At 74.2% G+C, this 23,661-nt stretch carries 21 protein-coding genes and 1 pseudogene; 11 read left to right on the top strand and 11 right to left on the bottom strand.

Translation table 11 applies throughout. The features are described 5' to 3' along the window. Positions 1-70 precede the first annotated feature (70 nt). Positions 71-784, top strand: a complete 714-nt coding sequence (locus ACFV4F_RS32450; protein ID WP_380507894.1) for a DsbA family oxidoreductase — start codon at positions 71-73, stop codon at positions 782-784. A gap of 66 nt (positions 785-850) precedes the next feature. Here ACFV4F_RS32450 and ACFV4F_RS32455 read toward each other — a convergent pair whose 3' ends face one another. After that, positions 851-1,681, bottom strand: a complete 831-nt coding sequence (locus tag ACFV4F_RS32455; RefSeq protein ID WP_380507896.1) for a DUF3995 domain-containing protein — start codon at positions 1,679-1,681, stop codon at positions 851-853. Between ACFV4F_RS32455 and ACFV4F_RS32460 the strand changes: the two genes are divergently transcribed. The 4 genes from ACFV4F_RS32460 (at position 1,568) to ACFV4F_RS32475 (ending at position 4,706) form a co-directional block, all read left to right on the top strand. Next, the gene (locus tag ACFV4F_RS32460) at positions 1,568-1,999 is read left to right on the top strand and encodes an ester cyclase (RefSeq protein WP_380448211.1); all 432 of its coding nucleotides are present in this window, start codon (positions 1,568-1,570) and stop codon (positions 1,997-1,999) included. The genes ACFV4F_RS32455 and ACFV4F_RS32460 overlap by 114 nt on opposite strands. A 10-nt stretch (positions 2,000-2,009) precedes the next feature. After that, a complete protein-coding gene (locus tag ACFV4F_RS32465) occupies positions 2,010-3,083 on the top strand; it encodes a LuxR C-terminal-related transcriptional regulator (RefSeq protein WP_380507898.1) in 1,074 nt (357 codons plus the stop codon). Between the two features lie 202 nt (positions 3,084-3,285). Beyond that, the gene (locus ACFV4F_RS32470; protein ID WP_380448207.1) at positions 3,286-4,098 is read left to right on the top strand and encodes a phytanoyl-CoA dioxygenase family protein; all 813 of its coding nucleotides are present in this window, start codon (positions 3,286-3,288) and stop codon (positions 4,096-4,098) included. A gap of 164 nt (positions 4,099-4,262) precedes the next feature. Continuing rightward, positions 4,263-4,706, top strand: coding sequence for an SRPBCC family protein (locus ACFV4F_RS32475; protein WP_380507901.1), 444 nt, complete (start codon positions 4,263-4,265; stop codon positions 4,704-4,706). 128 nt (positions 4,707-4,834) lie between these two features. On the opposite strand, the gene ACFV4F_RS32480 is transcribed toward ACFV4F_RS32475, so the two are convergent. After that, positions 4,835-5,209, bottom strand: a complete 375-nt coding sequence (locus tag ACFV4F_RS32480) for a transglycosylase SLT domain-containing protein (protein ID WP_380507904.1) — start codon at positions 5,207-5,209, stop codon at positions 4,835-4,837. A gap of 1,406 nt (positions 5,210-6,615) precedes the next feature. On the opposite strand from ACFV4F_RS32480, the gene ACFV4F_RS32485 reads away from it, so the two are divergent. The 3 genes from ACFV4F_RS32485 (at position 6,616) to ACFV4F_RS32495 (ending at position 10,039) form a co-directional block, all read left to right on the top strand. Beyond that, a complete protein-coding gene (locus ACFV4F_RS32485; RefSeq protein ID WP_380449162.1) occupies positions 6,616-7,203 on the top strand; it encodes a hypothetical protein in 588 nt (195 codons plus the stop codon). A gap of 473 nt (positions 7,204-7,676) precedes the next feature. Further along, positions 7,677-8,447, top strand: a complete 771-nt coding sequence (locus ACFV4F_RS32490; RefSeq protein WP_380507906.1) for a hypothetical protein — start codon at positions 7,677-7,679, stop codon at positions 8,445-8,447. A gap of 203 nt (positions 8,448-8,650) precedes the next feature. After that, positions 8,651-10,039, top strand: a complete 1,389-nt coding sequence (locus tag ACFV4F_RS32495) for an alpha/beta hydrolase family protein (protein ID WP_380507909.1) — start codon at positions 8,651-8,653, stop codon at positions 10,037-10,039. A gap of 115 nt (positions 10,040-10,154) precedes the next feature. Here ACFV4F_RS32495 and ACFV4F_RS32500 read toward each other — a convergent pair whose 3' ends face one another. The 6 genes from ACFV4F_RS32500 to ACFV4F_RS32525 all read right to left on the bottom strand — a co-directional run bounded on the left by ACFV4F_RS32500 (position 10,155) and on the right by ACFV4F_RS32525 (position 16,723). Continuing rightward, positions 10,155-10,712, bottom strand: coding sequence for an RICIN domain-containing protein (locus ACFV4F_RS32500; RefSeq protein ID WP_380507912.1), 558 nt, complete (start codon positions 10,710-10,712; stop codon positions 10,155-10,157). A gap of 193 nt (positions 10,713-10,905) precedes the next feature. Next, positions 10,906-11,868, bottom strand: a complete 963-nt coding sequence (locus tag ACFV4F_RS32505; RefSeq protein ID WP_380507915.1) for an NAD-dependent epimerase/dehydratase family protein — start codon at positions 11,866-11,868, stop codon at positions 10,906-10,908. Next, on the bottom strand, positions 11,865-13,529 hold the full coding sequence (locus ACFV4F_RS32510; RefSeq protein ID WP_380507918.1) for a class I adenylate-forming enzyme family protein: 1,665 nt from the start codon (positions 13,527-13,529) through the stop codon (positions 11,865-11,867). The genes ACFV4F_RS32505 and ACFV4F_RS32510 overlap by 4 nt, the downstream gene beginning before the upstream one ends. Further along, the gene (locus ACFV4F_RS32515) at positions 13,526-14,776 is read right to left on the bottom strand and encodes a cytochrome P450 (RefSeq protein ID WP_380507921.1); all 1,251 of its coding nucleotides are present in this window, start codon (positions 14,774-14,776) and stop codon (positions 13,526-13,528) included. The genes ACFV4F_RS32510 and ACFV4F_RS32515 overlap by 4 nt, the downstream gene beginning before the upstream one ends. Next, positions 14,773-15,525 (bottom strand): glycosyltransferase family 2 protein, encoded by a 753-nt coding sequence (locus ACFV4F_RS32520; RefSeq protein WP_380507924.1) that lies wholly within the window; start codon positions 15,523-15,525, stop codon positions 14,773-14,775. The genes ACFV4F_RS32515 and ACFV4F_RS32520 overlap by 4 nt, the downstream gene beginning before the upstream one ends. Before the next feature lie 154 nt (positions 15,526-15,679). Continuing rightward, a complete protein-coding gene (locus ACFV4F_RS32525; protein ID WP_380507927.1) occupies positions 15,680-16,723 on the bottom strand; it encodes a 3-oxoacyl-ACP synthase III family protein in 1,044 nt (347 codons plus the stop codon). Positions 16,724-16,833: 110 nt separating this feature from the next. Here ACFV4F_RS32525 and ACFV4F_RS32530 point away from each other — a divergent pair, with 110 nt between their 5' ends. After that, positions 16,834-18,024: a cytochrome P450 gene (locus ACFV4F_RS32530; protein WP_380507930.1), complete on the top strand. Its 1,191-nt coding sequence runs from the start codon at positions 16,834-16,836 to the stop codon at positions 18,022-18,024. A gap of 145 nt (positions 18,025-18,169) precedes the next feature. Here ACFV4F_RS32530 and ACFV4F_RS32535 read toward each other — a convergent pair whose 3' ends face one another. Continuing rightward, positions 18,170-18,553, bottom strand: coding sequence for a hypothetical protein (locus ACFV4F_RS32535; protein ID WP_380507933.1), 384 nt, complete (start codon positions 18,551-18,553; stop codon positions 18,170-18,172). A 108-nt stretch (positions 18,554-18,661) separates the two neighbouring features. On the opposite strand from ACFV4F_RS32535, the gene ACFV4F_RS32540 reads away from it, so the two are divergent. After that, positions 18,662-21,547 (top strand): DUF4157 domain-containing protein, encoded by a 2,886-nt coding sequence (locus tag ACFV4F_RS32540; RefSeq protein WP_380507935.1) that lies wholly within the window; start codon positions 18,662-18,664, stop codon positions 21,545-21,547. 250 nt (positions 21,548-21,797) lie between these two features. Here the strand turns inward: ACFV4F_RS32540 and ACFV4F_RS32545 are convergent, their stop codons facing one another. Together ACFV4F_RS32545 and ACFV4F_RS32550 are read right to left on the bottom strand one after the other, a co-directional pair. Continuing rightward, the gene (locus ACFV4F_RS32545) at positions 21,798-22,190 is read right to left on the bottom strand and encodes an STAS domain-containing protein (RefSeq protein WP_380507938.1); all 393 of its coding nucleotides are present in this window, start codon (positions 22,188-22,190) and stop codon (positions 21,798-21,800) included. A 46-nt stretch (positions 22,191-22,236) separates the two neighbouring features. After that, on the bottom strand, positions 22,237-22,437 hold the full coding sequence (locus ACFV4F_RS32550) for a hypothetical protein (RefSeq protein WP_380445775.1): 201 nt from the start codon (positions 22,435-22,437) through the stop codon (positions 22,237-22,239). Between the two features lie 155 nt (positions 22,438-22,592). On the opposite strand from ACFV4F_RS32550, the pseudogene ACFV4F_RS32555 reads away from it, so the two are divergent. Next, a pseudogene (locus ACFV4F_RS32555) lies at positions 22,593-23,661 on the top strand (hypothetical protein); the annotation flags it as partial.

Raw genomic sequence — 23,661 nt, forward strand, 5'->3', positions numbered from 1 at the left:
CGGGTGCGCGAGCGCATTCCCGTAAGTACCGGCGCGGGACAGGCCCGCCCGACGAGAGGAGTGCGGTCCCGTGCGCGTCGAGGTCTGGAGCGACATCAACTGCCCGTGGTGCTACATCGGCAAGGCCCGGTTCGAGCAGGCCCTGGCGGTGTTCCCGCACCGCGCGGAGGTCGAGGTCGTGCACCGCTCGTTCGAGCTGGACCCGAACGCGCCGCGCGCGGCCCGTCCCGTGCTCCCGCTGCTCGCCGCGAAGTACGGGATGAGCCTGGAGCAGGCCGAGGCGGCGGACGCCCGGATCGCCGAGAACGCGCGCGCGGAGGGGCTGCCGTACCTGGACGGCGGGCGGGACGCGGCGAACTCCTTCGACATGCACCGGCTGCTGCACTTCGCCAAGGAGAGGGGCCGGCAGGCCGAGCTGCTGGACGCGCTGTACCGGGCCAACTTCGCCGAGGAGCGCTCGGCGTTCGACGAGGAGCGGCTGGTCGAGCTGGCCGTCGGGGCCGGGCTGGACGGCGAGGCGGCCGCCGCCGTGCTGGCCGATCCGCAGGCGTACGCGGAGGCCGTGCGCGAGGACGAGGCGACGGCGAGCGCCATGGGGGCGACGGGTGTGCCGTTCTTCGTCCTCGACCGCCGGCTCGGGGTGTCCGGGGCCCAGCCCGCGGAAACGTTCACGCGGGCGCTGGAGCAGGCCTGGGAGAGCCGGCCGCCGGCACCGCTGGTCCAGGTCGGCGGGGGCGACGCGGACGCCTGCGGGCCGGACGGCTGCGAGCTGCTCCGGCCGTAGGGCCCGTCCGCGCACTCCCGCTGTCCACCCGAAGGCCGGCCCGCCGGACCACCGGCGGGCCGCCCTTCACGCCACGACCCTCCACGGAAGTGCCGACACCCCTTCCGCCGCCGACACCTGCCAGGCCGCCCGGCCCAGCAGGAGGCACAGCGGGGTGTACAGGAGCAGGTTGAGCCAGTAGAACGTGTCGGCCGGGTCCGCCCAGGCCCCCGTCACCCAGACCAGCCCGACCGCGCCGCGGGCCAGCAGTCCGGCGGCCACCGCCCGGCTCCCCCAGCGCGGCAGTACCGCGGGCAGCCGGCGGCCCAGGGCAGGCAGCCGCCCGCCCCGGACCAGCACCAGTGCCGCGCCCGAGAAGAGCATGCCCGCGAGCGGGATCAGGCCTTGCGGGGTGAACGGCACCCGGGTGTTGAGCACCAGCTGCGAGAGCCGGACGGTGCCGTGCACCGGCCAGGTCCGCCCACTGGCCCAGTACAGGTGGACCAGTAGCGAGAAACAGCAGCGACGCTGCGGGGTCGTCCCCTCGGAAGGGACGACGGAAGGGACGACGGCGACCCCGCGGCGCTCGAACCGCGCCGCCACCCGGTCGCGCCGATCCGCGCAGGGTACCTTCCACCGGCGTGCCGCACGGCGAGTGAGCCAAGGCTCTGGCGCCCGCCGCGGTCCGTGCCACGGCTGCCCGGCCTTCGCGCACCTGTTCCGGAACCGCCGCGGGGCCGGTACGGGCGGACACCCCAGAGAGCTGGGGTTCCGGCGGGGACTCGGCGGGTCGAGGATTTCGGCATGGACACCATCGAGCGGAACAAGCAGACAGTGATCGCGTTCATCGACGCGCTGTTCACCAGGGGCGACCTGGCGGCCGTCGACGGTTACCTCGCCGAGGACTACCTCGACCACGACCCGCCCCTGGGCGGCGACGCGGGCCGGGAGGGGATGCGTGCCGCAGGGGCCCTGTTCCGAGGGGCCTTCCCCGACTGGCATTCCGACCTGGGACTCCTCGTCGGCGAGGGTGACCTGGTCGTCGAGCAGTTCACCGCCTCGGGCACCCAACGCGGCGAAGTGATGGGCGTCGCGGGCGACGGCCGCACGGTCGTGCTCAAGGGCATCAACATCTTCCGGCTCCGGGACGGCCTGATCGTCGAACGCTGGGGACGACTGGACGACCTCGGCCTGCTGCGCCAGCTCGGGCTCGTGCCGGCCCCGGCACCGGCGTAGCGTCGGGATCATGGCCACGGGCATCCGGGAACGGCGTATCGAGCGGCTGATCGACAGCTGCCACGCCGACCTGGAACTTCCCGGGCTCTGCGCTGAGGTGCTGCGCCGCCTGCCGGGCGTTCTCCCCGTCGAAGCGGCCTTCTTCGCAGCCGTCGACCCGGCGACCCTGTTGTTCACGTCGGTGGTGGCCCAGGAGCCGCTGGCCGGCGTCGGCCCGCTCTTCCTCGACAACGAGTTCGGCCGCGAGGACGTCAACAAGTTCGCCTCGCTCGCCCGCGGACCGGAGGCGGTGATGTCGCTGGACCGGGCAACCCTGGGGAGACGGTCCGCCAGCGCACGCTACCGGGAGATCATGGCCGGTCTGGGGCTGGGGGACGAGCTCCGGGCCGCCCTGATCGCAGGGCGCGACTGCTGGGGAGTGCTGTGTCTGCACCGGGCGGATGCGGACGCCGGTTTCTCCGACCGGGATCTCGCCGCCGTCAGAACGCTCGCCCCGCACCTGGCCGAGGGCCTGCGCCGCAGCATGATCCGGGACACCATCAGGCGCGGCGGGCCCGAGGCGCCGGGCGCCCCCGGCGTCATCGTGCTCGACCGGGAGCTCACCCTCGTCTCGATCAGCCCGGACGCCGAACGGTGGCTCGACCGACTGCCGGCACCCAGGGTCCGGGGCCTGCCCTGGCCGGTCTACTCCGTGGCGGCCCGCCTGGTGCGGTCCCGGGACGCGCAGGGAGCGGACGCACCGGACCGCCGGGGCCCGGTCCGGCTGCGGACCGGCGACGGTCATTGGCTGGCCTTGCACGCCACCCGCCTGCGGGGCTCCGCGGACGACCAGGTCTGCGTGGTCGTCGAGCCGGCCCCCGCCGCCGCGATCGGCTCCCTGCTCCTGGCCGCTCACGGGCTCACCCCCGCACAGAACCGGGTGGCCGCCCTGGTCCTCCAGGGGTGCTCCACACGGGAGATCGTGGGCCGGCTCCACGTGTCCGCCTACACCGTCCAGGAACACCTGACAGCGGTCTTCGCCCGCTTCGGCGTGGCCGGCCGCCGCGAGCTCATCGCCGCGGTCCTCTCCTCGGCCGGGCGCTGAGCCGCCGGGCACTCGCCCTGCCACGCTGCCCGGGCCGCGTCCTCGCCGACCGCGGCCGCCCCGCCGTCGGCCGTGTGGTCCCGTGGCCGCGGGCCGGCCGCTTCCGGTCTCGGAGGAGCGGGAAGAGGGCCGGTGGTCACCCGGCAAAGGCGGTGCGGGAAATGTCGGGTGACCGGGGCCGGTGTCGCCGCACGATGGGGGCATGGACGACACGACCCTGGTATCCCGTTTCCTCCGCGACGGCTTCGTCAGGCTGGAGGGCGCCGTCGCGCCGCGCGTGGCCGCGGACTGCGAGCGACTGCTCTGGCGGGAGACCGGCTGTGACCCGGACGACCCGTCGACGTGGAAGCAGCCCGTGCACCGGGTGGCCGGCATGGCGCAGGGACCGTTCGCCGCCGCACCCAACTCCCCGTCCCTGCACCGCGCGTACGACCTGCTCGTCGGCGCGGGGCGCTGGGAGCCGCGCTACTCGCTGGGCACGTTCCCGCTGCGCTTCCCGCACGAAGAGGAGCCGGACGACACGGGCTGGCACATCGAGGGGAGCTACCTGCCGGAGGGCGAGAGCTGGTACTTCACGAATCTGCGCTCCCAGGGCCGGGCGCTTCTGATGCTGTTCCTGTTCAGCGAGGTGGGTGAGGAGGACGCCCCGACCCGGATCCGGGTCGGCTCGCACCTCGACGCGCCGAAGGTGCTGGAGAAGTACGGGGAGGACGGGGCGAGCGGCCTGGCCCTCGCTCCCGACCTGGTGGCGGCCTCCGACCACCGGCCGCTCGCCCTCGCCACCGGATCCCCGGGCGACGTCTACCTGTGCCACCCGTTCCTGGTGCACGCGGCGCAACCGCACCACGGAGCGCGGCCGCGCTTCATGGCCCAGCCGCCCCTGATGCCGGCCGCACCGTACGAACTGGAGCGCGCCGACGGCGCGTACTCACCCGTGGAGATCGCGATCCGCCGGGGCCTGGGACGGGACACCCCGGGCCCGGACGGGGACGGCGCCGGCCGCACCGCCGGGTAGACGACGTTCGGGCCGGCCAGGCGGACACCCCGGTTGCCGCCACCCGGCACACGGCCCGGATCGGCAGGGACACCGCCCGCGCATTCGCCCCTTTCCGGCCGGCCGCTCGGCGGGTCGCCCGACAGGACGGCCCGGAAAGGCGCACGACGTGGGAGGGTGCGGCGGTGAGCACGGTGGAGGAGTCGATCGACGTGGACGCGCCCGTCCGCGTCGTCTACGACCAGTGGGCGAGCTTCGAGAACTTCCCCAAATTCATGGACGGCGTGGCGGAGGTCAGGCAGCTGGACGAGCGCCGGGCCCACTGGCGGACCAGGATCGCCGGGCTGTCCCGGGAGTTCGAGACCGAAGTCGTCGAGCGGGTGCCCGATGAGCGGGTCGCCTGGCGCACCACCGGCGACAGCGTGAAGCACACCGGCACGGTCGCCTTCGAGCCGCTCGGCCCGGCCCGGACCCGGGTGCGGATGACCATGGCCTTCCAGCCCACCGGTCTGGCCGAGAAGGCGGCCGACCGGCTGGGCGTGCTCGGCGTCCAGGTCCGCGGCGACCTGCGGCGCTTCAAGCACTTCGTCGAGGAGCTCGCCGGGCCGGCGTCGCGAGAGGGCGGCTGACCAGGGGCGGGACGTCCGGAAACGGCACGAGGGCCCCTCCCGCTCGTTCGCGCGGGAGGGGCCCTCGTGGGTCGCCTCGGTGGTCCCTGTCCGACTCCCGAGGTGGGGGGAGAGCCGAAGGGGTCGGCTTAGTACCAGTGGTGACCCTGCCAGAAGGTCCAGGCGGCGTTCGGGCTGCCGTAGCGGGTGTTCATGTAGTCCAGCGCCCACTTGATCTGCGTGGCCGGGTTGGTCTTCCAGTCCGCGCCCGCCGAGGCCATCTTCGAGGCCGGCAGCGCCTGGCCCAGGCCGTAGGAGCCCGAGCTCGGGTTGGTCGCCGTCACGTTCCAGCCCGACTCGTGGGAGATGATCTGGCTGAACGAGGCCAGCTGGTCCGCCGGCACGATCTGCGCGGCGATGGCCTGCGGGGAGGCGGTCGCGGCGCTGGCGGCGGCGGGCACCACGGCGGCACCCAGGGCGGTCAGACCAGCGGCGCCGGCGAGGATCGCGGCAGAGGTACGCATACGGAGCTTGAAAGCGGGCATGAAGAGCAAGACCTCAATCGGGTTGAGCCGAGAACACTCCCCGCCCGGGACCGCGGCCGGACAGGGGCCGAACGGTCGCGGGGAGTGACTCGGCGATTGGCCGCATCCGGCAGGAACAGGAGCCGGTGTGGCCGACGACGAATGCCAAGGTGCCAGACCGGAGCGGCGCCCTCCAAGGCCCCCTCGCTACGATCCGCGGTCGTAGCCGGAGGACCGGCACCGGATCGAGGGCGGGGCGGAACGGAGTGCGCCGACCCCTCCCGGTCTGCGCAAACGCCCTACGGCCTCGATGCGGACCGACGCCGAACGGACACCACTACCCGCCGTCGTGCCTGGCATTCGCGTGTGAGCACACTCACCGCCCGGCCCCCGGCGACGTCACCGAGCCCACCCACGACCACCACGCTGAGTCGACACCGGGCGCCCGCCATTGAGACCGCCGCCACACCCCCGCCAGGGCGGGCCCGGTACCGGCACCGTCCGGCCCCGTCCCCGCCGTGGCCACGTGGAGGAGGCGCGGCGGGAGCAGCGGCGGGAACGGCGGCGGTCGGGACCGTGGCCGCTGCCGCCGGCGCACCGGCGCACCGCTGCCGCCGGGGCGGCGGGGCGGCGGAAGTCGGGCAGGGCTCGGCGGCCGTCCGGCCGGGAGGCGTCCGGCACACCGGTCAGCGCCGCGTTCCGGGTCGCGGAAGCGGACCACCGCCCACGGATCCGGCGGAACATCGGGCGCAGGCGGACCGCGCATACGCCGGAAGACGTCCTCCACCGCACCCTGTGACCCGGCACCGGCACCGGCACGCTGCGGTCGGCCGGAGCCGGTCTCGGTGGAGCGGCCGGGGCGCTCCACGGACAGGTCGATCGTCGCGCTGACGGTCCGGCAGGTCAGGTCAGGTCCGTTCTCGCGCGCAGCCCCGTCGGAGAGACAGTCAGGCGTCGGGGCATCAATGCGCCGCTGGCAGGCCGGACTTCGTGGTTCAGCCGGGCAAGCGACCCCTTGATGTCGCCGTGAGTGAGGGTGTTTCAGGCCTCCCCGAGGCCCGTTTCAGGTGGGTGGTGGGGCCGGGACGGTGTCGCCGGTGAAACGTGGTGCCGGCTGCGCTCCGCAGGTGCGCATCGGGTGCCGGTCGGTTCGGCGTCCGGCCGGCCGACGCTCGGCTCCGGCGGTCCGCCGGCAGTGGGCCGCCGCGGTCTTAGCGGGTGCTCGGGCCGGCACCGGGTGTCGGCGGCTTCGACCACGAACCGCCACCGTGCGGCCTGGGAAGCGGGCGCGGTGCCGGCCCGGATTTGGCCCGGCCTCACGGCCGCCGTCATTACTCAGAGTTGCCAAGGAGTGCGGGCTTCCGGTATTCCTATCCGGCCATCCTCGTGTCCCCTTAAGGATTGACGTGTCCATACCCCCCCAGCAGCCCTACGGCGCGCCGCAGCAGCCGTACGGCTACCCGGCCGCGGCCCCGCAGCCGACCGGCTCGAACGGCTTCGCCATCGCCGGTCTGATCCTGGCCTTCCTCTGCTCCCCGCTCGGCCTCATCTTCAGCATCATCGGCCTGGTCAAGTCGAAGAGCGCCGGCAAGGGCAAGGCGCCGGCGATCATCGGCCTCATCGTCTCGCTGCTCTCGATCGTGGCGGGCATCGTGGTCTTCGTGGTGATCGGCTCGAAGGTGGTCAAGGCCATCGACCCCGGGTGCACCAGCGCCACCAGCACGGTGACCACCTACTCGGACAAGATCTCCGCCGACGCGGGCAACCCGGCCGCGCTGAAGGCCGACCTCAAGAACGCGAGCGACGAGCTGAACGCCGCCGCGGCCAAGGCCGGCAACGCCGACGCCAAGAACGCGATCAGCGCGCTGGCCGGCGACTACCAGCAGATGTACACCGCGCTCAACACCGGCACCGCGCCGAGCGCCAACCTGCAGTCCAAGATCGAGACCGACGCCAACAAGGTCGACTCCGCCTGCGGCCACATCGGCAGCTGACCCCCGGGGGCCAGCGCGCGGGCCGCATGATTCCGGCGCCCGCCGCCGGCTGACCTCCCGTCGGCGCTCGGCACGCGTTCCCCTCCCGGGGAGCGCGTGCCGGGCCGTGATGGACGGCCAACCGGGCAACCCGCCAGCCGGGCAGTTGTCGATGTCCACGGATGGGGCCGCGGTCCTGTCGGCGGGTCGGGCTAGGGTGGGCGGCGCCCGCTCGGGCTCCGGCCCGCAGTGTCCGCCATGGAGCACCTCGGGAACGACGCGGCCGCCCGGGAACGGGTCTTCGCGGTGGTCTTCGACGGGCTGCGGCCACGCTGAACCCGGCCCGGCCCGACGGCGGGCTGGCACCCGCTCGCACTCGGAGCCGCCTGGCGGTCGGCTGACCAGCCGTCGGTACGGGCTGCGGGTCCACCACCTGGGGATGGCATGATCCCTACCGTCGGAATCGACATCACCACGGGGGACTCACCACAGCCATGTCCATCAGATCCCGGGCCGCCGCCCTGGCCGCCATCGCCGCCATCGCCCTGAGCGCCGCCTGCACGCCCACATCCACCTCGGCGGGCACCGCATCCACCGACGTGTCCACGAGCGCGGCGGGGGCACCGGGCCCGACCACCACCGCGCCCACCACCGCGCCGACCACCGCCGCCGCCCCTGCCACCACCGCGCCACCGGCGCCGGTGCCGGCGCCGGCCGGGGACCGGGGCCCGGGCTGCCAGACCGACGACCACGACCAGCACAAGCCGACCGCCACCCCGCCCGGGACGGAGTTCAAGCCGCTGGGCTCGCTGCTGGTCCCCACTTCCCGCACCGCGGGCCCGCTCCTCTACGAAGGCGGCTTCTGGCACTGCTTCGCGCACACCCCCGAGGGTGCCGCCAGGGCCGCCGCCGTGCTCGCGGCGATCGACACCGGCCACGACGACTGGGAACGGGCGGCCCGGGCCCAGATCTACCCGCCCGCCGCCGCCAAGGACTACGCCGACCGCCGGCTCAAGGACCCGCTCCACGCCGAGGGCGTCGGCTCGGTCAAGGTGGTCGCCTTCTCCGTCATGACCTACACGCCCGAGAAGTCCATGGTCATGCTGCTCGTCGACCTGCCGGGTGCCCCGCCCGGGATCCACGGCTCGACGACCGCCAACCTGCTCTGGGCGGACGGCGACTGGCGGCTGGACATGTCGGCGGAGGGCCACCTGCCCAAACTCGGACCGGGCACCAGCGGCACCGCGGGGTTCGTGACCTGGTAGCGGCCCGGAGCCGGGACAGGGGACGCGCCCCCGCCCGGGCTTCGGCTTCGGCCTCTCACGGAGGGGTAGGGATTTCCCCCTCCCGAAGTCGGTAGCCCGCCGGATCCGCGGCGACTCGCCCGCCTGGCACGATCGCTGACAGGCAGCCGGCCGGTCGGGTCGGGTGCGCTGATCACGGGGGAACGGCGATGCGGGTTCGGTGGGTGGCACCTCTGGTGGCCATGGCGGTGGCGCTGGGCGGGCAGGTGCCGGCGGCGACGGCGGCGACGACGACGGCAACGGCGGCCCCGGCCGGGCAACAGGCCGGGCAACAGGTCGAGCAGGACGTGGACTTCCGCAGCGGGGACGTCACGTTGCACGGCACGGTCACCGAGGCCGCCGGCGGAACGGGGCCCAGGCCCGGGATCGTGCTGGTGCACGGGGCGGGGCCGGAGAAGCGGGCGGGGTACCGGGCCGAGGCCGAGGCGATGGCCCGGGCCGGGTTCGTCGTGCTCGGCTACGACAAGCGGACCACCGGGTACTCGATGACCCGGCGGTCGTACTCGCAGCTGGCCGACGACGCCCTGGCCGGCGTGCGCACGCTGGCGCAGCGCACGGACGTGGACCCGCACCGGATCGGGCTCTGGGGGTTCAGCGAGGGCGGCTGGGTGGCCCCGCTGGCCGCGAGCCGCTCCGGGCAGGTCGCGTACGTGGTCGTGGTCGGCGCCTCCGGCCTGCCCCCGGCCCGGCAGCAGGCGTGGCACCTCGACAACAGGCTGCGGCACGAGGGTGCGTCGGGCTCGCTGCTGGAGAGCGTGTCGGTGACGGGCACCCGGCTGCTGGACGACGCCGGGCTGTTCCCCGAGGCGCACTACGATCCGGTGCCGGTGCTGGAACGCCTCCACCAGCCGGTGCTCGCCCTGTGGGGCAACGACAAGCAGGTGCCGCCGGCCGAAAGCGCCGCGATCATCGGCGACGCGCTGCACCGCGGCGGCAACGACGACGTGACGCTGCGGTTCTTCCCGCAGGCGGACCACAAGCTGCACGTCTCCGCGGACGGCTTCACGCGGGGCGAGCAGCTGACGCCGGGCTACGTCGACACCGTGGCCGCCTGGGTGGCCGGCCAGGGCCACCGGGTGAACGACCCGCTGCCCGGGCAGGACCGCCGCAGCCGGGCCCTGGCCGCGGTCCCCGCCCCGGAGGGGTCGGTGGCGCAGGCGGCCGCCTTCCTGCTGATGACCCTCGTCTTCGCCGGGTACCTGTTGTCGGGTCTGGTGCGGCGGCTGCGCCGGCGTCCCGCCGCACCGGGCGCCGGGGCCGCGCGCTGGCTCGCGGGCAGCGGCCTGGCCGCCACGCTCGGCTTCCTCGGCTACTTCCTCTTCGTGACAACGACGCTCGCCACCGGGCCGCAGCTCGGCGGCCGTCCGGTGGTCTGGTCGGTCCTGCAACTGCTGGCCGTCTGCGCGGTGGTGGCCACCGGTGTGACAGCGGTGCGGGCGTGGCGCGGCCGGGCTCCGGCCCCGGCCGGTGCACGTGTGCGGATCGGCGCACTGCTGGTGGCGGGCGCGGTGTTCGTGCCGTGGGCGCTCTTCTGGGGCCTGCTGCTGCCGTGACCGGACGGGCCGAAGGCCTGGAGGGCCGGCGCCGCGACGGGCGTCGGCCCTCTTGGCTACCGGCTACCGGCTGCGGCGCGCAGTGCGGTGACGGAGTGTCATTGATTTCCGCGGCTCAGCCTCCGGAGGTGATCCAGATCTGGTCGCCGTGGCGGCCGCAGTCGTACTGGATCAGCCACGCGCCGTTGTCGTGCGCGTCGCCGGCGACGGTCAGGCACTTGTTGCTGCGGAGGTTGACCCACTCCTGGCTGTTGTCGGTGATCAGGATCGGGTGCCACAGTTCGTTGTCGGACGAGCTGTTGCAGCCCCACTCGATGATCGGGGCGCCGTTGTCGCGCCTGGCGTGGTCGACGTTCATGCACAGCCGCGTCGCCGTGTTCTTGAGCAGGTAGTAGGCCTTGCCCTTGACGGTGCGCACCTTCTGCCTGATCCACAGCTCGTTGGACTGGCTCACGCAGTCCCACTGGTCGACGTGCGTCCCCCAGCGCGTCGAGGCCCCGGGGGCGTCGGCGCAGAGCTGGGAGCTGGAGCTCACCAGCCACTCGCCCGTGTCGCCGGCGGCGGACGCCGTGCCCGTCGCCCCGACGGACGCCGCGGCCGTCAGCAGTGCGGCGCACAGCGGTGCGAGCAGCTTCCCACGGGCCGACGGCCTCTTGCGCCTGATGTCCTGCACGGTTGTTCCCCTCGTGTTCGCGTCCACGCCGGGTCGAGCGGCGGCCACCGACGGCGGCACCGACCACGCTGGCCCGCGGCCGCTGCGACGGGAAGGCCCGGGCCCGAGGTGGAGACGCCTGGGAAATTCCCACCGCTGTGAACTGGGCCGTGGGACGCCGCCAGGCGTCGACGGAGACGGAGCCGGCGTCCCGTCAGGCCCGGCGCAGGGCGGGCTCCAGGTCCGTCGGTGCGGGCCGGTAGCCCAGGTGGGTGCGGGCGGCCGTGAGGTCGAGGGTGCGTTCGTGGGCCAGGTGGCGGACGGCGTAGACGGTCAGGCGGGGGCGGCGGGCGGATCCGGTGGTGCGGGCCAGGAGTTCGGCGGTGCGGGCCAGCGGGAGGGCGAGGGCGAGCGGGAGGTGGACGGGTGCGGCCGGGAGGCCGTGGGCGGTGAGGACCTGGCGCAGCACGTCGTCCAGTACGACCGGGTCGCGGTCGGTGATGTTGAAGGTGCCGGACGCCCGGCCCCCGGCGGCGAGCAGGCAGGCGTCGACGAGGTTCGCCACGCTGGTCAGGCTCAGCCGCTGCCTGCCGTCGCCGATCGCGAACAGCCGCGGCCCGCGCGGGGTCCGGCGCACCGCCTGGAGGACGCGCGGCAGCAGGGTGGTGTCCCCGGGGCCGTAGACGGCGTGCGGGCGCAGGATCACCGCGTCGGGGCGGGCCCGGCGCACCTTCTCCTCCGCCAGCGCCTTGGAGCGCCCGTAGGCGTCGGTGTGGCGGACGGTGGCGGCCTCGTCCTCGCGGGCCATGACGGTCGGCTGGCGCGGGTCGTAGACGCTCGCGGTCGACACGTGCACGAATCGCGCCGCCTCGGGGAAGGCGGCCAGCACTCCCCCGGTGGCCAGCACGTTGCCGCGGTGGAAGGCCTCGGGGCGGGCCCAGTCGGTGGCCAGGCCCGCGCAGTGGATCACCGCGTCGGGGTGGGTGAACGGGGCGGGCAGGGCCGGGCGGGCGGCGGGGTCCGCCAGGTCCCAGGGGAGGTAGGGAGCGCCGCCGATCAGGTCGGCTGGGACGGTGGGGCGCCGTCCCAGCGCCAGCACCTGGTGCCCGGCGGCCGTTGCGGCGCGGCACAGGGCGCTGCCGACGAAGCCGCTGGCCCCGGTGACGACGGTGATCACGGCGTCTCCTTCGTGGCCTTCGTGGCCTTCGTGCGTTTCGTAGTCTTCGTGGCCTTCGTGGCCTTCGTGGCCTTCAGGTCCTTCGTGACCAGCGCGCGCAGTCGTTCGCGGTCGGGTTTCTCGGTCCGTCCGCGTCGGGGGATCGCCGGGAGGCAGTGGATCCGGTCCGGCAGTGCCGCGTGGTCGATCGTGCGGGGCAGGTGGCGTTGCAGGGAGCGCAGGAGTTCGGCTTCCGGGAGCGAGCCGTCCGGGCACACGGCCAGCACCACCGCCTCGTCGGCGGTGTGCGGGTCGGGGACGCCCACGATGACGGCTTCGGCGATGCCCGGGAGGGCGGCGATCGCGGGTTCGTACAGGCCCGGGTAGAGGTTGAAGGAGCCGCGGATGAGCATGTCCTTGGTCCGGCCGAGCAGCACGATCCGGCCTTCGGCGTCGATCCGGGCCCGGTCGCCGGTGTTGAGCTCGCCGATCGGTCCGTCGCCGAGGTAGCCGATCGCCAGGTGGGGGCCGCGCAGCAGGAGTTCGCCCTCGTCGTTGAGGCGTGCCGTGACTCCGGGCAGGGGGTGGCCGGCCAGGTCGCCGTGGGGTGCGTGGCCGAGCTTCTCCTCTCCCCCGGTCACGGCGATCGGCAGCATCTCGGTCGCGCCGTAGATCACCGCGGTCCGGGCCGAGGGGAGCGCCTCGCGCAGGCGGCGCAGGATCGGGGGCGGCACGGGGGCGGCGCCGAGCAGCACCGTGCCCAGGGTGTCGGGGAGGCGGCCGGCGTCGAGCAGCCGGGCCAGGGACGCCGGGGTGGCGAAGGTGTGGGTGGCCCGGCGGCGCCGCAGGTCCCGCAGGAACCGCTTCGGACGTACGGGCAGGGGCGCCGTCGACCAGGTGGCGCCGGCGGCGAGGAAGGCGAAGGCCATCATCAGCTGTTCGGAGTGCACGACCACCGGGGCGGGGGCGGTGGTCAGGCCCAGGCTCTCGCCGAGCAGGTCGGCGCCGGCGAGCAGCGTGGCCTGGCTGTGCACCACCGCGCGGGGGCGGGCGGTGGTGCCGGAGGTGAACACGACCAGGGCCGGGCGGTCCGGGTCCCCCGCGGGGGCGGTGTCCGCGGGAGACGCAGGGGCGGTGTTCCCAGGGGACGCGGGTGCGGTGTGCGCCAGGGTGGCGGCGGGGATCGCGTCCGGGGGCAGGCCCGGCAGGCGCGGGCCGGTGTGGAGCAGGCGCAGGGCCGGGTCGGCGAGCGCGGGCAGGTTCAGGCCGAGTCGGCGCAGCAGGGTGCGTCCCGTGGTGCGGGCGGCGAGCGCGCAGAGCCAGGATTCGGCGGCCAGCCAGCGCGGTGCGGTGAGGCGTTCGGTGACGAGCCGTCCTCGTGCGGCGTCGAGTTCGGCGCCCGCGCCGGGGTCGGCCACCACGACGGCGGCGCCCACCGTCATGACGGCCAGGCCGAGCACGAGGGCGTCCCGGCCGGGGCGGACCGCGAACATCACGGTGTCGCCGGCGGACATGCCCGCGGCGCGCAGTCCGCTCGCGGTGGCGGCGACCTGCCGGGCGAGTTCGGCGTAGGTGAGTGTGCCGTGTGCGTCGAGCAGGGCGGCCGTGCCGGGTGTGCGGCGCGCGTGGTCCGCGATCCGGCCGGCCAGTCCGGTGCCTGCGGTGTTCGGCGTGCCGTTCACGTCGTGGTCAGCTCCGTTTTCGTCCGGTCCGTGCGCCGTTTCCGGTCCGTGCGCCGTTGGGGAGCGGTCGCTTGCGCGGCCGACACCTCCAGGCGCGCGTAGGTGGGGATCAGCACCCGCCGTTTGGCCCGGCGCCGCACGATGGTCCCGACTCCCGCCGTCAGGAGCGCCTGAAGCAGTACCCGTATCTCGGCCAGCGCGAGCGGTGCGCCGATGCAGTAGTGCGGTCCGGCCCCGAACCACAGGCGCTTGGGATCGTGTGCCGGACAGCGGCCCAGTGCCGCGGCCCGGTCGAACGGCCCGGCGGCCAGGTCGCACCGTGCGGTGGCGATGAGCACCCGGTCCCCCTCGCGCACCTCCGTCGTGCCGAGGAGGCCGGGCCGGGCGGCCCGGCGCAGCATCGCCGGGCTCGGGGTGATCACCCGCATCGCCTCGTCGATCGCGGGGTCGAGCGCCGCGCCGCCCGTCTCCAGGTCGGCCCGCAGGGCGGGCAGGAGCCCGGAGTCGTGCCAGAGCGCGAAGACCCGGGGCACGGTCGTCGCCACGGTCTCCGTCCCGGTGAGCAGGAACGCCGCCGCCAGCCCGAGCGCCTGTTCCCGGTCGAGTCCGTGGCCGCGCAGGCGCCCCATCATCGAGCCCGTCTCCGCGCGGTCGTACGCCTCGCCGGCCTGCGCCACCAGGCCGGCCAGCACCGCCTTGGCCTTCGCGACCTGACGCGGGGTCAGTTCCCTGGTGCGCAGGCCGACCATCCGTACGATCCGCTCGCCCCGCTCGAACACCTCCGCGCCGGCGGTGTCGGACACTCCCAGCAGTTCGCCGATCACCGTGCCGGCGGCGGTCCTGGTCAGGGCGACCAGGTCCACCGCGCCGCCCGCGGCCAGCCGGTCGGTGGCCTCGCGCAGCACCGGTGCGAGGACGCGGGTGCACAGCTCGGTGGCCTGGGCCCGGGTGAACAGGCCGGTCAGCGCGGCCCGCAGCCGCCGGTGCTCCTCGCCCTCCATGTTCAGGAGTACGGCCGGGCCCAGGACCGGTGTCCACAGCGCGCCCGAGGAGCCGGGGCCGTCCTTGCGGAACCCCTCGTGGTCGAGCAGCACCTGCCGGGCCAGGCCGGGGTCGCCGACCACGATCCCGATCCCCGGTACCCGCACGGCGGGGCCCCGCCGGGCGACGGCCGTGATGAACGGGTACGCCAGCGGGTGGGCGGCCAGCTGCACCCGTCGTTCCCAGAGGTGTTCGGGGCGCTTCACCGGATGTCGACCACGTCGGGGCGGTAGCGGTGGTCCGCGTACCAGGCCAGGGTGTTGCGCAGGCCGAAGGCGCGCAGGCGCCGCACCGAGCCGTAGACCCGCATGCCGGGGACCTGGCCGTAGGCGGTGGTGAGTTCGCGCACCCGGTTGACCAGGGCGCGGTCCTCGTGCACCTCCTCGATCGCGGTGCGCGGGAAGCCGCCGCTGCGCTCGTAGAGGTCGGCGGTGATGGCCAGGTTGCAGCCGGGGCACATCAGGTACGGGCCGAGGTAGCGCGGGTCGCGGTTGCCGGGCCGGAACCTGCCGAACCGGGCCGCCAGCGCGACCACCGCCGGCAGCAGCCGGCTCTCCCACAGCTTGAGCCGGAACTCGTCGGTGCGCGGGAGGAGTTGACCGGTGACCAGCTCCAGTCCGCCGGCCAGGCCGCGGCGGACGGCGGCCGTCCAGCCGGGCACCGGGAGGCAGTCGGCGTCGGTGCGGGCCAGGTACCGGGCTCCGGCGTCGATCGCGAACCGCATCCCGGTGTCGGCCGCCGCGCCGGTGCCCTTGCGCGCCTCGGTGATCAGGTGCAGCGGGAAGTCCGCGGTGAGCGCGAACTCCCGGACCACCTCGGCGGTCCGGTCGGTCGAGGTGTTGTCCACCACCACGCACGCGAAGTCCGCGTCGCTCTGGGCCGCGAGCGCGCGCAACGTGGCCGGCAGCGAGGCCTCCTCGTTGTAGGCGGGCACGACCACCCACAGGTCGGTCACTGGTGTTCCCTCACATCCGGGCCCACGGTGGGGCCCACGGTCGGGCTCGTGATCGAGCTCGTGATCGGACTCGTGGTCGGGCTCATGGTCGAGCCCGCGATCGGGCCTACGGGCGGGCTCACGGCCGGGCTCGCGGCCGAGCCCACAGCCGGGCTCACAGCTGCGCGAAGACGACGCCGAGCGAGACCCCGCCGGCCAGGCCGATCAGCGCCACCCGGTCGCCGGGCCCGCAGCGGCCCTGCTCCAGGGCCCGGGCGAGCTGGAACGGCAGCGAGGCCGAGGCGAGGTTGCCGTGCCCGGGCAGCACCGGCACCAGTGGTCCGGTGGTCAGGCCGGTCCTGCGCAGGAAGGCGTCCAGCAGCGGGACGGTCACCTGGTGCACCGCCACCACCGCGAAGTCCGCCCAGGTCAGGCCGTGTTCGGCCAGTGACCGGTGGATCAGCTCGGGGCCGAGCGCCTCGAAGGCCGCGTGCAGTCGCGCGCCGTCCATCCGGAAGTAGCCCGCCTCCGGGTCCCGCGGGTGCGCGGTGCCGCCGCCGGGCAGGGTGCCGACCTCCCAGGCCGAGGAGTCCGCGGTGAAGGCCCGGTGGAAGATCCCGTCCGGTGCCACTCCCGCCTCCAGCAGCACGGCCGCGCCGCTGTCGGACAGGGTGTAGCCGGGGAACGACTCGGCGAACTGGCCCCGGTCCCGGACCGACCAGCGGACCGCCCGCGACGGCAGCTCCCCGGTGCAGACCAGGACCCTGCGGTACTGCCGGGCGGCGATCAGCGCCTCGGCGACCTGGATCCCGTTGAGCACGCTGTTGCAGGCGTTCTTCACGTCGAACACCGGGCAGCGCGCCCCGATCTTCGACGCCAGGATGTGCGCGGTGGCGGGCTCGACCATGTCCTGCGAGGCGCTGGCGAAGATCAGCAGGTCGAGGTCCCGCGCGTCGAGGCCGGCGTCGGCCAGCAGCTTCCGGGCGGCCGCCGCGGCCAGGTCGGAGGCCTGCCAGTCGTCGGGGGCGACGTGCCGTGCGGCGATTCCGGTGACCGCCTCGATCAGCCCGGGGCGCGGCCGGTAGGGGCCGCTGTCGGCGATCCGCTGCTCCACCTCGCGCGAGGTGAGCGATTGCTCCGGCAGGTGCACCGCCACCGCGGCGATCACCGCGCGCACCCCGCCGCCTTGCCCGACCAACTGTCCGCTGCCCTCCGACACGTGCTCAAGCCTCCCCCGAGCCGCCCGATCATACGATGAACCCTGACGTGACCAGGCACGGTACGGTTCCCCGCACGGACATTCGAGACGGCAGCGGGGGCGGGGCGACGATGGGCGCGACGACGGCACGACGGCACGAGAGCGGACTGCTGTGGGCCAGCCGGCCCGCCCTGTGGACGCTGACCAGGATCACCATGTCCCGGCCCTTCGGACCGATCCGGCGGGTACCCCGGCTGGGCTGGGTGGCGAGCGACCCCACCCTGATCCGGGCCGTGCTCAACGACCACCAGCACTTCACCCTGCTCGGCGAGGGCGGCGTGGGCCACCTGTGGGAGCAGGTCCTCGGACCGTACGTCACCCGCCTGTTCGACGGCCCCGGCCACGCGGACCTGCGCCGGCGCGCCCGGGACCTGTTCACCGAGGACAACTCCGCCGCCCTGGTCGAACGGGCCGCCGGGCCGGTCTACGCCGACGTCACGGCGCGGCTGGCCGCCGGGGACCGGGTCGACGTGGCCGCGGCCGCCCGGCTCGTCGTCGGCCGCCTGATGGCCGACCTGCTCGGCCTGCAGATCCCCCAGGACAGCCCCGACTCCGCGTACCTGGACACCTTCGCCGCCGGCGAGCGGCTGGCCGCCCTCGCACTCGACACGGCCGCCTCGACCGAACTGCCGCCCGAGCGGATCGAAGCGGCCAAGGAGATCGTCGCGTCACTGACCAGCGGCGTCCCGGCGGCCTACGCCGGCGCCGACCCCGACACCCTGCTCGGCCGCTGCCGCGAGGCCGGGATCACGCTGGAGGAGGCCAGTGGCCTCGCCTCGCTGCTGCTCGTCGCGGGCACCGAGACCGCCGCCAGCGCGATGGCCCGCACGATCGCGCTGATCCACGACACCGGACAGCAGGAACCGCTGCTCGCCGACCCCGGGCTGGTCGGCGACGCGGTGCGCGAGGGACTGCGCGTCACCACGCCCGCGCCCGTGATCGGACGGCACGTCAGCGCGGACGTCACCGTGGCCGGCCGCCGGCTGCGCAGGGATGAGCGGATCCTCCTCGTCACCTACGCCGCCGACAACCTGGCCGGCGGCTTCGACCTGGCACGCCCGTACGACCCGCGCTCGCGCCAGCTCTGGTTCGGCGCCGGCCGGCACCTGTGCCTCGGCGCGCCCGTCGCACGCGCCGAGATCGCCCGGATGGTCACGGCGGTCCGCGCGCCGGGACGCCCCTACCGGATCGTCTCGCGCAGCTACGCCCGGAAGGTGATGATCCCCTCCTACGCCTCGCTCGTCATCGAACTCGACCGCTGACGAACGGCCGGGCAGGCCGGGCAGATCGGGCGCAGCACGCGATCAGATCGCGGGCCGGGCAGGTCAGGCAGGTCAGGCGGGGCAGGCGGGGCAGGCGGGCCGCTCGACCGGCATCCGCCGGACGCGCCGGACGGTTCGTCGCAGGTCAGCTGTAGTGGGCGAACACCCGGTCCCTCTCCGTCTCCCAGCTCCAGCCCGGTTCGTCCCCTCGCCGGAACGGCGCCGTCCTGGCGAGCACCTCGAACTGTCCGGACGGCCGCCGGCTCTGCTTGTTCACGACGATGGCGGTCAGCATGACCGGGACGCCCCTGTCGGCCTCGACTCGGCACGCAGCCTCCAGGAGGTTGCTCATCAGCGTGCCCCGGGGCGGGACCGAGAAGCCCGCGTCCCGCAGTGACTCGCTCAGCGCGCCGTAGCAGTCGGTGCGGCCTTCGCCCGCCCAGCCCTTGACGATCTCGACCATGCTGTCCCGGGCCGCGCACCAGGCGTCGGATCCGTGCTTCAGCCGGGGGAATTGAGTGTTGGTCATCCCCGTATGGCAGCACAGGATCGGCACGCGGCGGAAGGGCTCCGGCCGAGAGCGGGCGCAAGGGCAGGGGGCCTGGTCCTCCAGGGCGTGGTGGCCGATGATCGGGGCATGCGTTCACGGGAGCAGCAGGATGCCGAGACCCGTCCCGACCGGACCGTGCCCGCCGCGGCGCGTCCGGCCGACGCCGCCGTCGTCGGTGCGGCCGTGCCCCGCAGAGCGCGCGTGTCCCCCGGAACCGCGGGGACGGCCGGGCCGGCCGGGTCCGGCGGCCGGGGGCCCGCGGGGCGGTTGCTCGCGATGCAGCGCGCGGTCGGCAACGCCGCCGTCGGCCGGGCTCTGGAGCGGCAGGCGGGGCGCCACGCGCACGGCCCGTCCGGCGGTCACGACGAGTGCGCGCCGGTGCAGCGCTCGTCCGTGCCGGACGTGCTGCGCACCGCCGGGCGGCCGCTGGACGGGACGGTCCGCGCGGAGATGGAGGCGCGGCTGGACGCCGACTTCTCCGACGTGCGGCTGCACACCGGGCCGGCCGCCCAGCGTTCGGCGGCCGAGGTGGGGGCCCGCGCCTACACCTCCGGCAGCCACGTCGTCATCGGCGCCGGCGGTGCGGACCGGCACACCCTGGCCCACGAGTTGACGCACGTCATCCAGCAGCGCCAGGGGCCGGTGGCGGGTACCGACAACGGCTCGGGGCTCAGCGTCTCGGACCCCTCCGACCGCTTCGAACGCGCGGCGGAGGCCAACGCCCGCCGTGCCCTGGCCGCGCCCGTGCCCGCGTCCGCGTCCGCCGGGGCGGCGCCCGTACAGCGGGCGGCCCCCGCCCGCACCCGTGCCGGCTCCGGCGGGAAGAGCGTCGTCCAGCGCCTCGGCGACGGTCAGGCGCCCTTCGACCACGCCCAGTACTACGCGAAGACGGGCTGGCAGGCGGCGGCCGAGAAGTTCGAGCAGCGGCTGGGCGCGTACGCCTTCGGGCATCCGAGGGCGCTCGCCGCCGCGCGCAAGACCGTGAACCGGCTGAAGCAACTGCTGATCGCCTACGCCGGCCAGGAGCACAAGGACCCGGCGCTCGCCAACAAGTCGTTCTTCAAGGACGACCGGACGAGCGCCGGGCAGGTGGGCGAGGGGATGACCACCGCCCAGATCAAGGACTTCTTCTCCCGGGACGGCAACGTCCGCGAACTGGTCACGGCCGTCTACAACGCCGCCTACTACAACAAGGGGGCGGAGCTCTCGCTCAAGGACGTCCTCAACGGCATCATCGGGCCCAGGCCGCAGCTCGCGGCGACCCTCGGCATGAACAAGGACGACCTGAAGAAGCACGCCGCGTTCCTCAACGGCTGGTCCCGGCCGCCGCTGTGGGCCGCGGCGAGCCTCGCGGGCAAGGGCTACAACTACGAGAAGGACCCGTACGCGCTGGGCAACCTGCTGTGGCAGTCCGACCCCGAGACCTTCGCCGGCGACACCCTGGAGATGATCGACAGCCAGGGACCGCGCAAGGAGCGCAGCGAGGCCGACAAGGAGGCCAACCGCAAGACCCCGCGCGACTACGCCGACCGCGGCGCCCCGCTCAGCGCGCGGGAACTGGCGTTCGCCGGCAAGCCCGGCCCGGACGACAAGCTGCCCTGGAACGAGGGCGCCGCCTACTGGGAGATCCAGCAGAACGAGTCCTGGCCGAAGGCGAACGCCGCGCGCGGCATCCCGGTCGTCGCTGGCATGTCCGGGACCACGACCCGGATGCTCAAGACCTTCCAGTGGATCAACGTGCCCGGGGTGGACGTCTTCGACTACCGGATGGCCCTGATGGGCTGGATGCTGCCGTCCTGGGACCACTCGCTCTACGAGATCCTCCGCGGCTCCTGGGCGGCCGGAGTCAAGGGGCCCGGCGAGTCCGCGCTCCGGGCGGGCAAGGGCGCGGCGCTGATGTACCAGCACATCGCGCCCTTCACGGAGGAGGAACTGCGGCAGAACGTCTGCGTCGACGGGCAGTTCCCGCACGAGCTGATGTACCTCGCCGAAGCCAACAAGCCCCGCACGACCGACCCGGCGGCGAGCGGCTTCATGGAGCCCGGCCAGCCCGCGGCCGCCCAAGTAGCGGGCCAGTACGGCGCCTTCGTGGCGGGCGACACCGCGCCCACCCCGCGCATCGCCCAGTGGAAGGCGGACAACGCCGGCGCCTCCACCGAGGCCGTCGCGAAGAGTTTCAAGGAGGCCCACGCGACCGCACTGATGGCGTACACCGGCGGCGCGCACCAGATGATCAACTCGGTGGTGCGCAGCCGGCTGCTGCCCGAGGGGTACGCGCCGTACGGGACCGTCGGCGCGGCCACCGCGGGCGCCGAGGCCCTCTCCCTGCGGCAGATCAAGGGCCAGCTCAGGTGGGCGGCCCAGAACAGCCACAACCAGGAGGCGGTGCCCACCCTGGACGAGGACCCGGTGATCAGGCCGCAGCTCACGGCCGCGCGGGGCATGGACCCGGTCGCCAAGAAGGCGGCGATGGCCGTCATCGACGCGCGGATCGAGGTCCTCGCGCCGGTGCTCTTCGAGGAGCTCAAGGCGCACGCCGACATGACGATGGAGGCGCTGAACCGGCTGCCGCCCGTCACCGGCACGGTCTTCCGCGGCGACTGGAACGTCGGCGGGGACGAGTCGCCCTACCGGCTCGGCAAGCAGGCCGCGCTGAACTACCGGCCGGGCTCCGTCTTCACGAGTTCCTTCGACAGCACCAGCAGGGAGGAGTCCGTGGGGCTGGACTTCATGCGCGGGCAGAGGGTCTCCGGCACGGCGACGCACCGGATCCTCCTGGAGCTGACGCTCACCGGGAAGTACGGCCGCGACATCGACCCGTTCCACCAGTACCAGGGCACCGAGGCGGAGGTCCTCCTCATGCCGGGGGCGACGTTCCGGGTGGACAGGAGCGAGTGGCGCCGGGACCCCGGCCACGACCCGGCGAACGGCGGCAGCGACTGGTACGAGCACGTCCGGGCGACGGAGGTGTGAGCACGGGCGCGGGCACGGCGGGCCGGCGACAGCCTGGCAGCTCTTGATGAGCTGCCGGGATGGTCCACGACGCTCCCCGGCTGTTGCGCGCCGACGACGGACGAGTGGCGTACCGGCCCACACGTGAGAGTGTGCTCTCTCCTGGTAGGGGCGTAACACCGCCGGCACGCACGGTCGGCTTCCCGGGCGCTGCGGAGACAAAGGCCGGCACCGTCTCGTCCACCGCCGGGATCCGGATGTGCCCGGCCCCTCACGCCGACCCGATGTGGGACTCCCGCATGACCCAGGCCTCGGCCTCGTGCGCGTTCGCAAGGATCGGGAACACCTTGGTGAGCCCGGTGATCCGGAAGAATCGGAGAATGCGCACCCGGTTCGTGGTGATCGCTACAAGACCCTCCTGGGCCCGGACCCGTTTGAACGAGTCGACCAGGACGTGCATCCCGGTGCTGTCCAGCAATTCGAGCTCGTTCAGATCAAAAACCAGCAGGGTGTGTCCGTGGGCGATCAGGTCGACCAGCACGGTCCGCAGCCAGGGCGCCGTGTACACGTCGAGCGAACCGGCGGCCCGCATCGTCGTCATCCGGTCCGACAGATGCTCGTAGGTGATGCTCAGCTCGCCCGTAGGGTCGACGATCGGTTCCATGGGACTCCCGGTGCAACGGTGGCCCACCGCCAGTCTAGGTTCGGATTCACCGACTCGGCGCCGGCATCAGACGCCCGGTCCAGCAACTGAGCTGACGTACGAGCCGGTCGGCGCGCGCGGCCCCGCGGGGCAGGAACGGCAGCACCAGCAGGGCCGGCAGGCTGGCGAGTGTGACCAGCAGCAGCGGCAGCACCAGCAGGGCGGTCACCAGCACCGCAGACGGGATGCCGCTGCGCTGCGCGGTCACGACAGTGGAAGGGAGGAAGGGAAACAACTCGGCCTCCAGGGGATGGGTCCGGCGGCGAACGGGAGGTCCGCCCGTGCTCGATTCCCACGATGGGCCCGGATGAGGCGCCCTCGACCAGGTGCGACGGGTGGCGACCAGAGGCGGGAGAACGCCGGATGAGACGCGACGAGAGCCGGGGCAGCGCGCGGCCGCTGACCGCGCCCCGGCTGCCACCGGGGCCACTGCGCGAGTTCAAGAGCCACCTTTACCGGCTCTACCTGGCGGCCGGGACGCCCAGCCTGGACCGGATCGCGGAGGACATCGCCGACAACGACACGCTGACCGCCGCGCCGAGCCGGGACACCGTGAACCAGCTGCTCGGCCGCGGCCGACGCGGCCCGGACCGCGCGAAGCTGCCCGGACTGCTGGATGCCGAAGCACTGGCGATCTCGCTCGCCCGGGTCGCCGGACGAGCAGACGTCGAAGAGGTGGCGGACCGCACCCGCCAACTGTGGATCGAGGCGAAGAACAGCCCGGAGTCCCCGATGCGGACCGCCGAGCAGTGGGGCGCCACTGTACTCGGCGTGCACGCTGCACTGACCGTGGGCGACTGGGGCGACGAGCGGATCACCCCGTACCTCGACCGTGAGCACGACCGGCTGCTGCGCGGGCGGCTGCGCCGGGCGGCGACCGGCCGGAAGTCCGCGCTGGCCGTACTGATCGGCCGGTCCAGCACCGGGAAGACCCGCGCGGCCTACGAGGCGGTCTGCGGCGAGCTGCCCGACTGGCCGCTGCTGGTCCCCTCCGGCCCTGCCGACCTGGTCGACTGGGTCGCCACCGATTCCGTCGACGTGCGCACGGTCCTGTGGCTGGACGAGGCACAGCGCTATCTGCTCGGACCGCTCGGCGAGGACTGCTCGGGCGCGCTCGCCGCCTTGCTGAACCAGGTCGCCCCTGTCGTGGTGGTCGGCAGCATGTGGCCGGAGTACGCGCGCAGCTTGACGCTCCGGCCGGGCCGCAGGCCCGACCAGCACATCCGGGCGCGCAGCCTGCTGGAGGCGTACCGGGCCGAGATCCACGTGCCCGACCATCTCGGCGATGACCTGGCCGGCGCCCGGAAGCTGGCCGCCGAGGATCCCCGGTTCGCCGCGCCCCGGGGCCCCCGCCCGCGGCGGCCCCCCGCGCCGCGGGGCCCCGTGCCACCCGCCCTCGCGGGGCCGCGCCCCGGGGCGGGGGCACCGCGCG

It is taken from the genome of Kitasatospora sp. NPDC059722, assembly GCF_042733235.1.
Taxonomy (GTDB): Bacteria; Actinomycetota; Actinomycetes; order Streptomycetales; family Streptomycetaceae; genus Kitasatospora.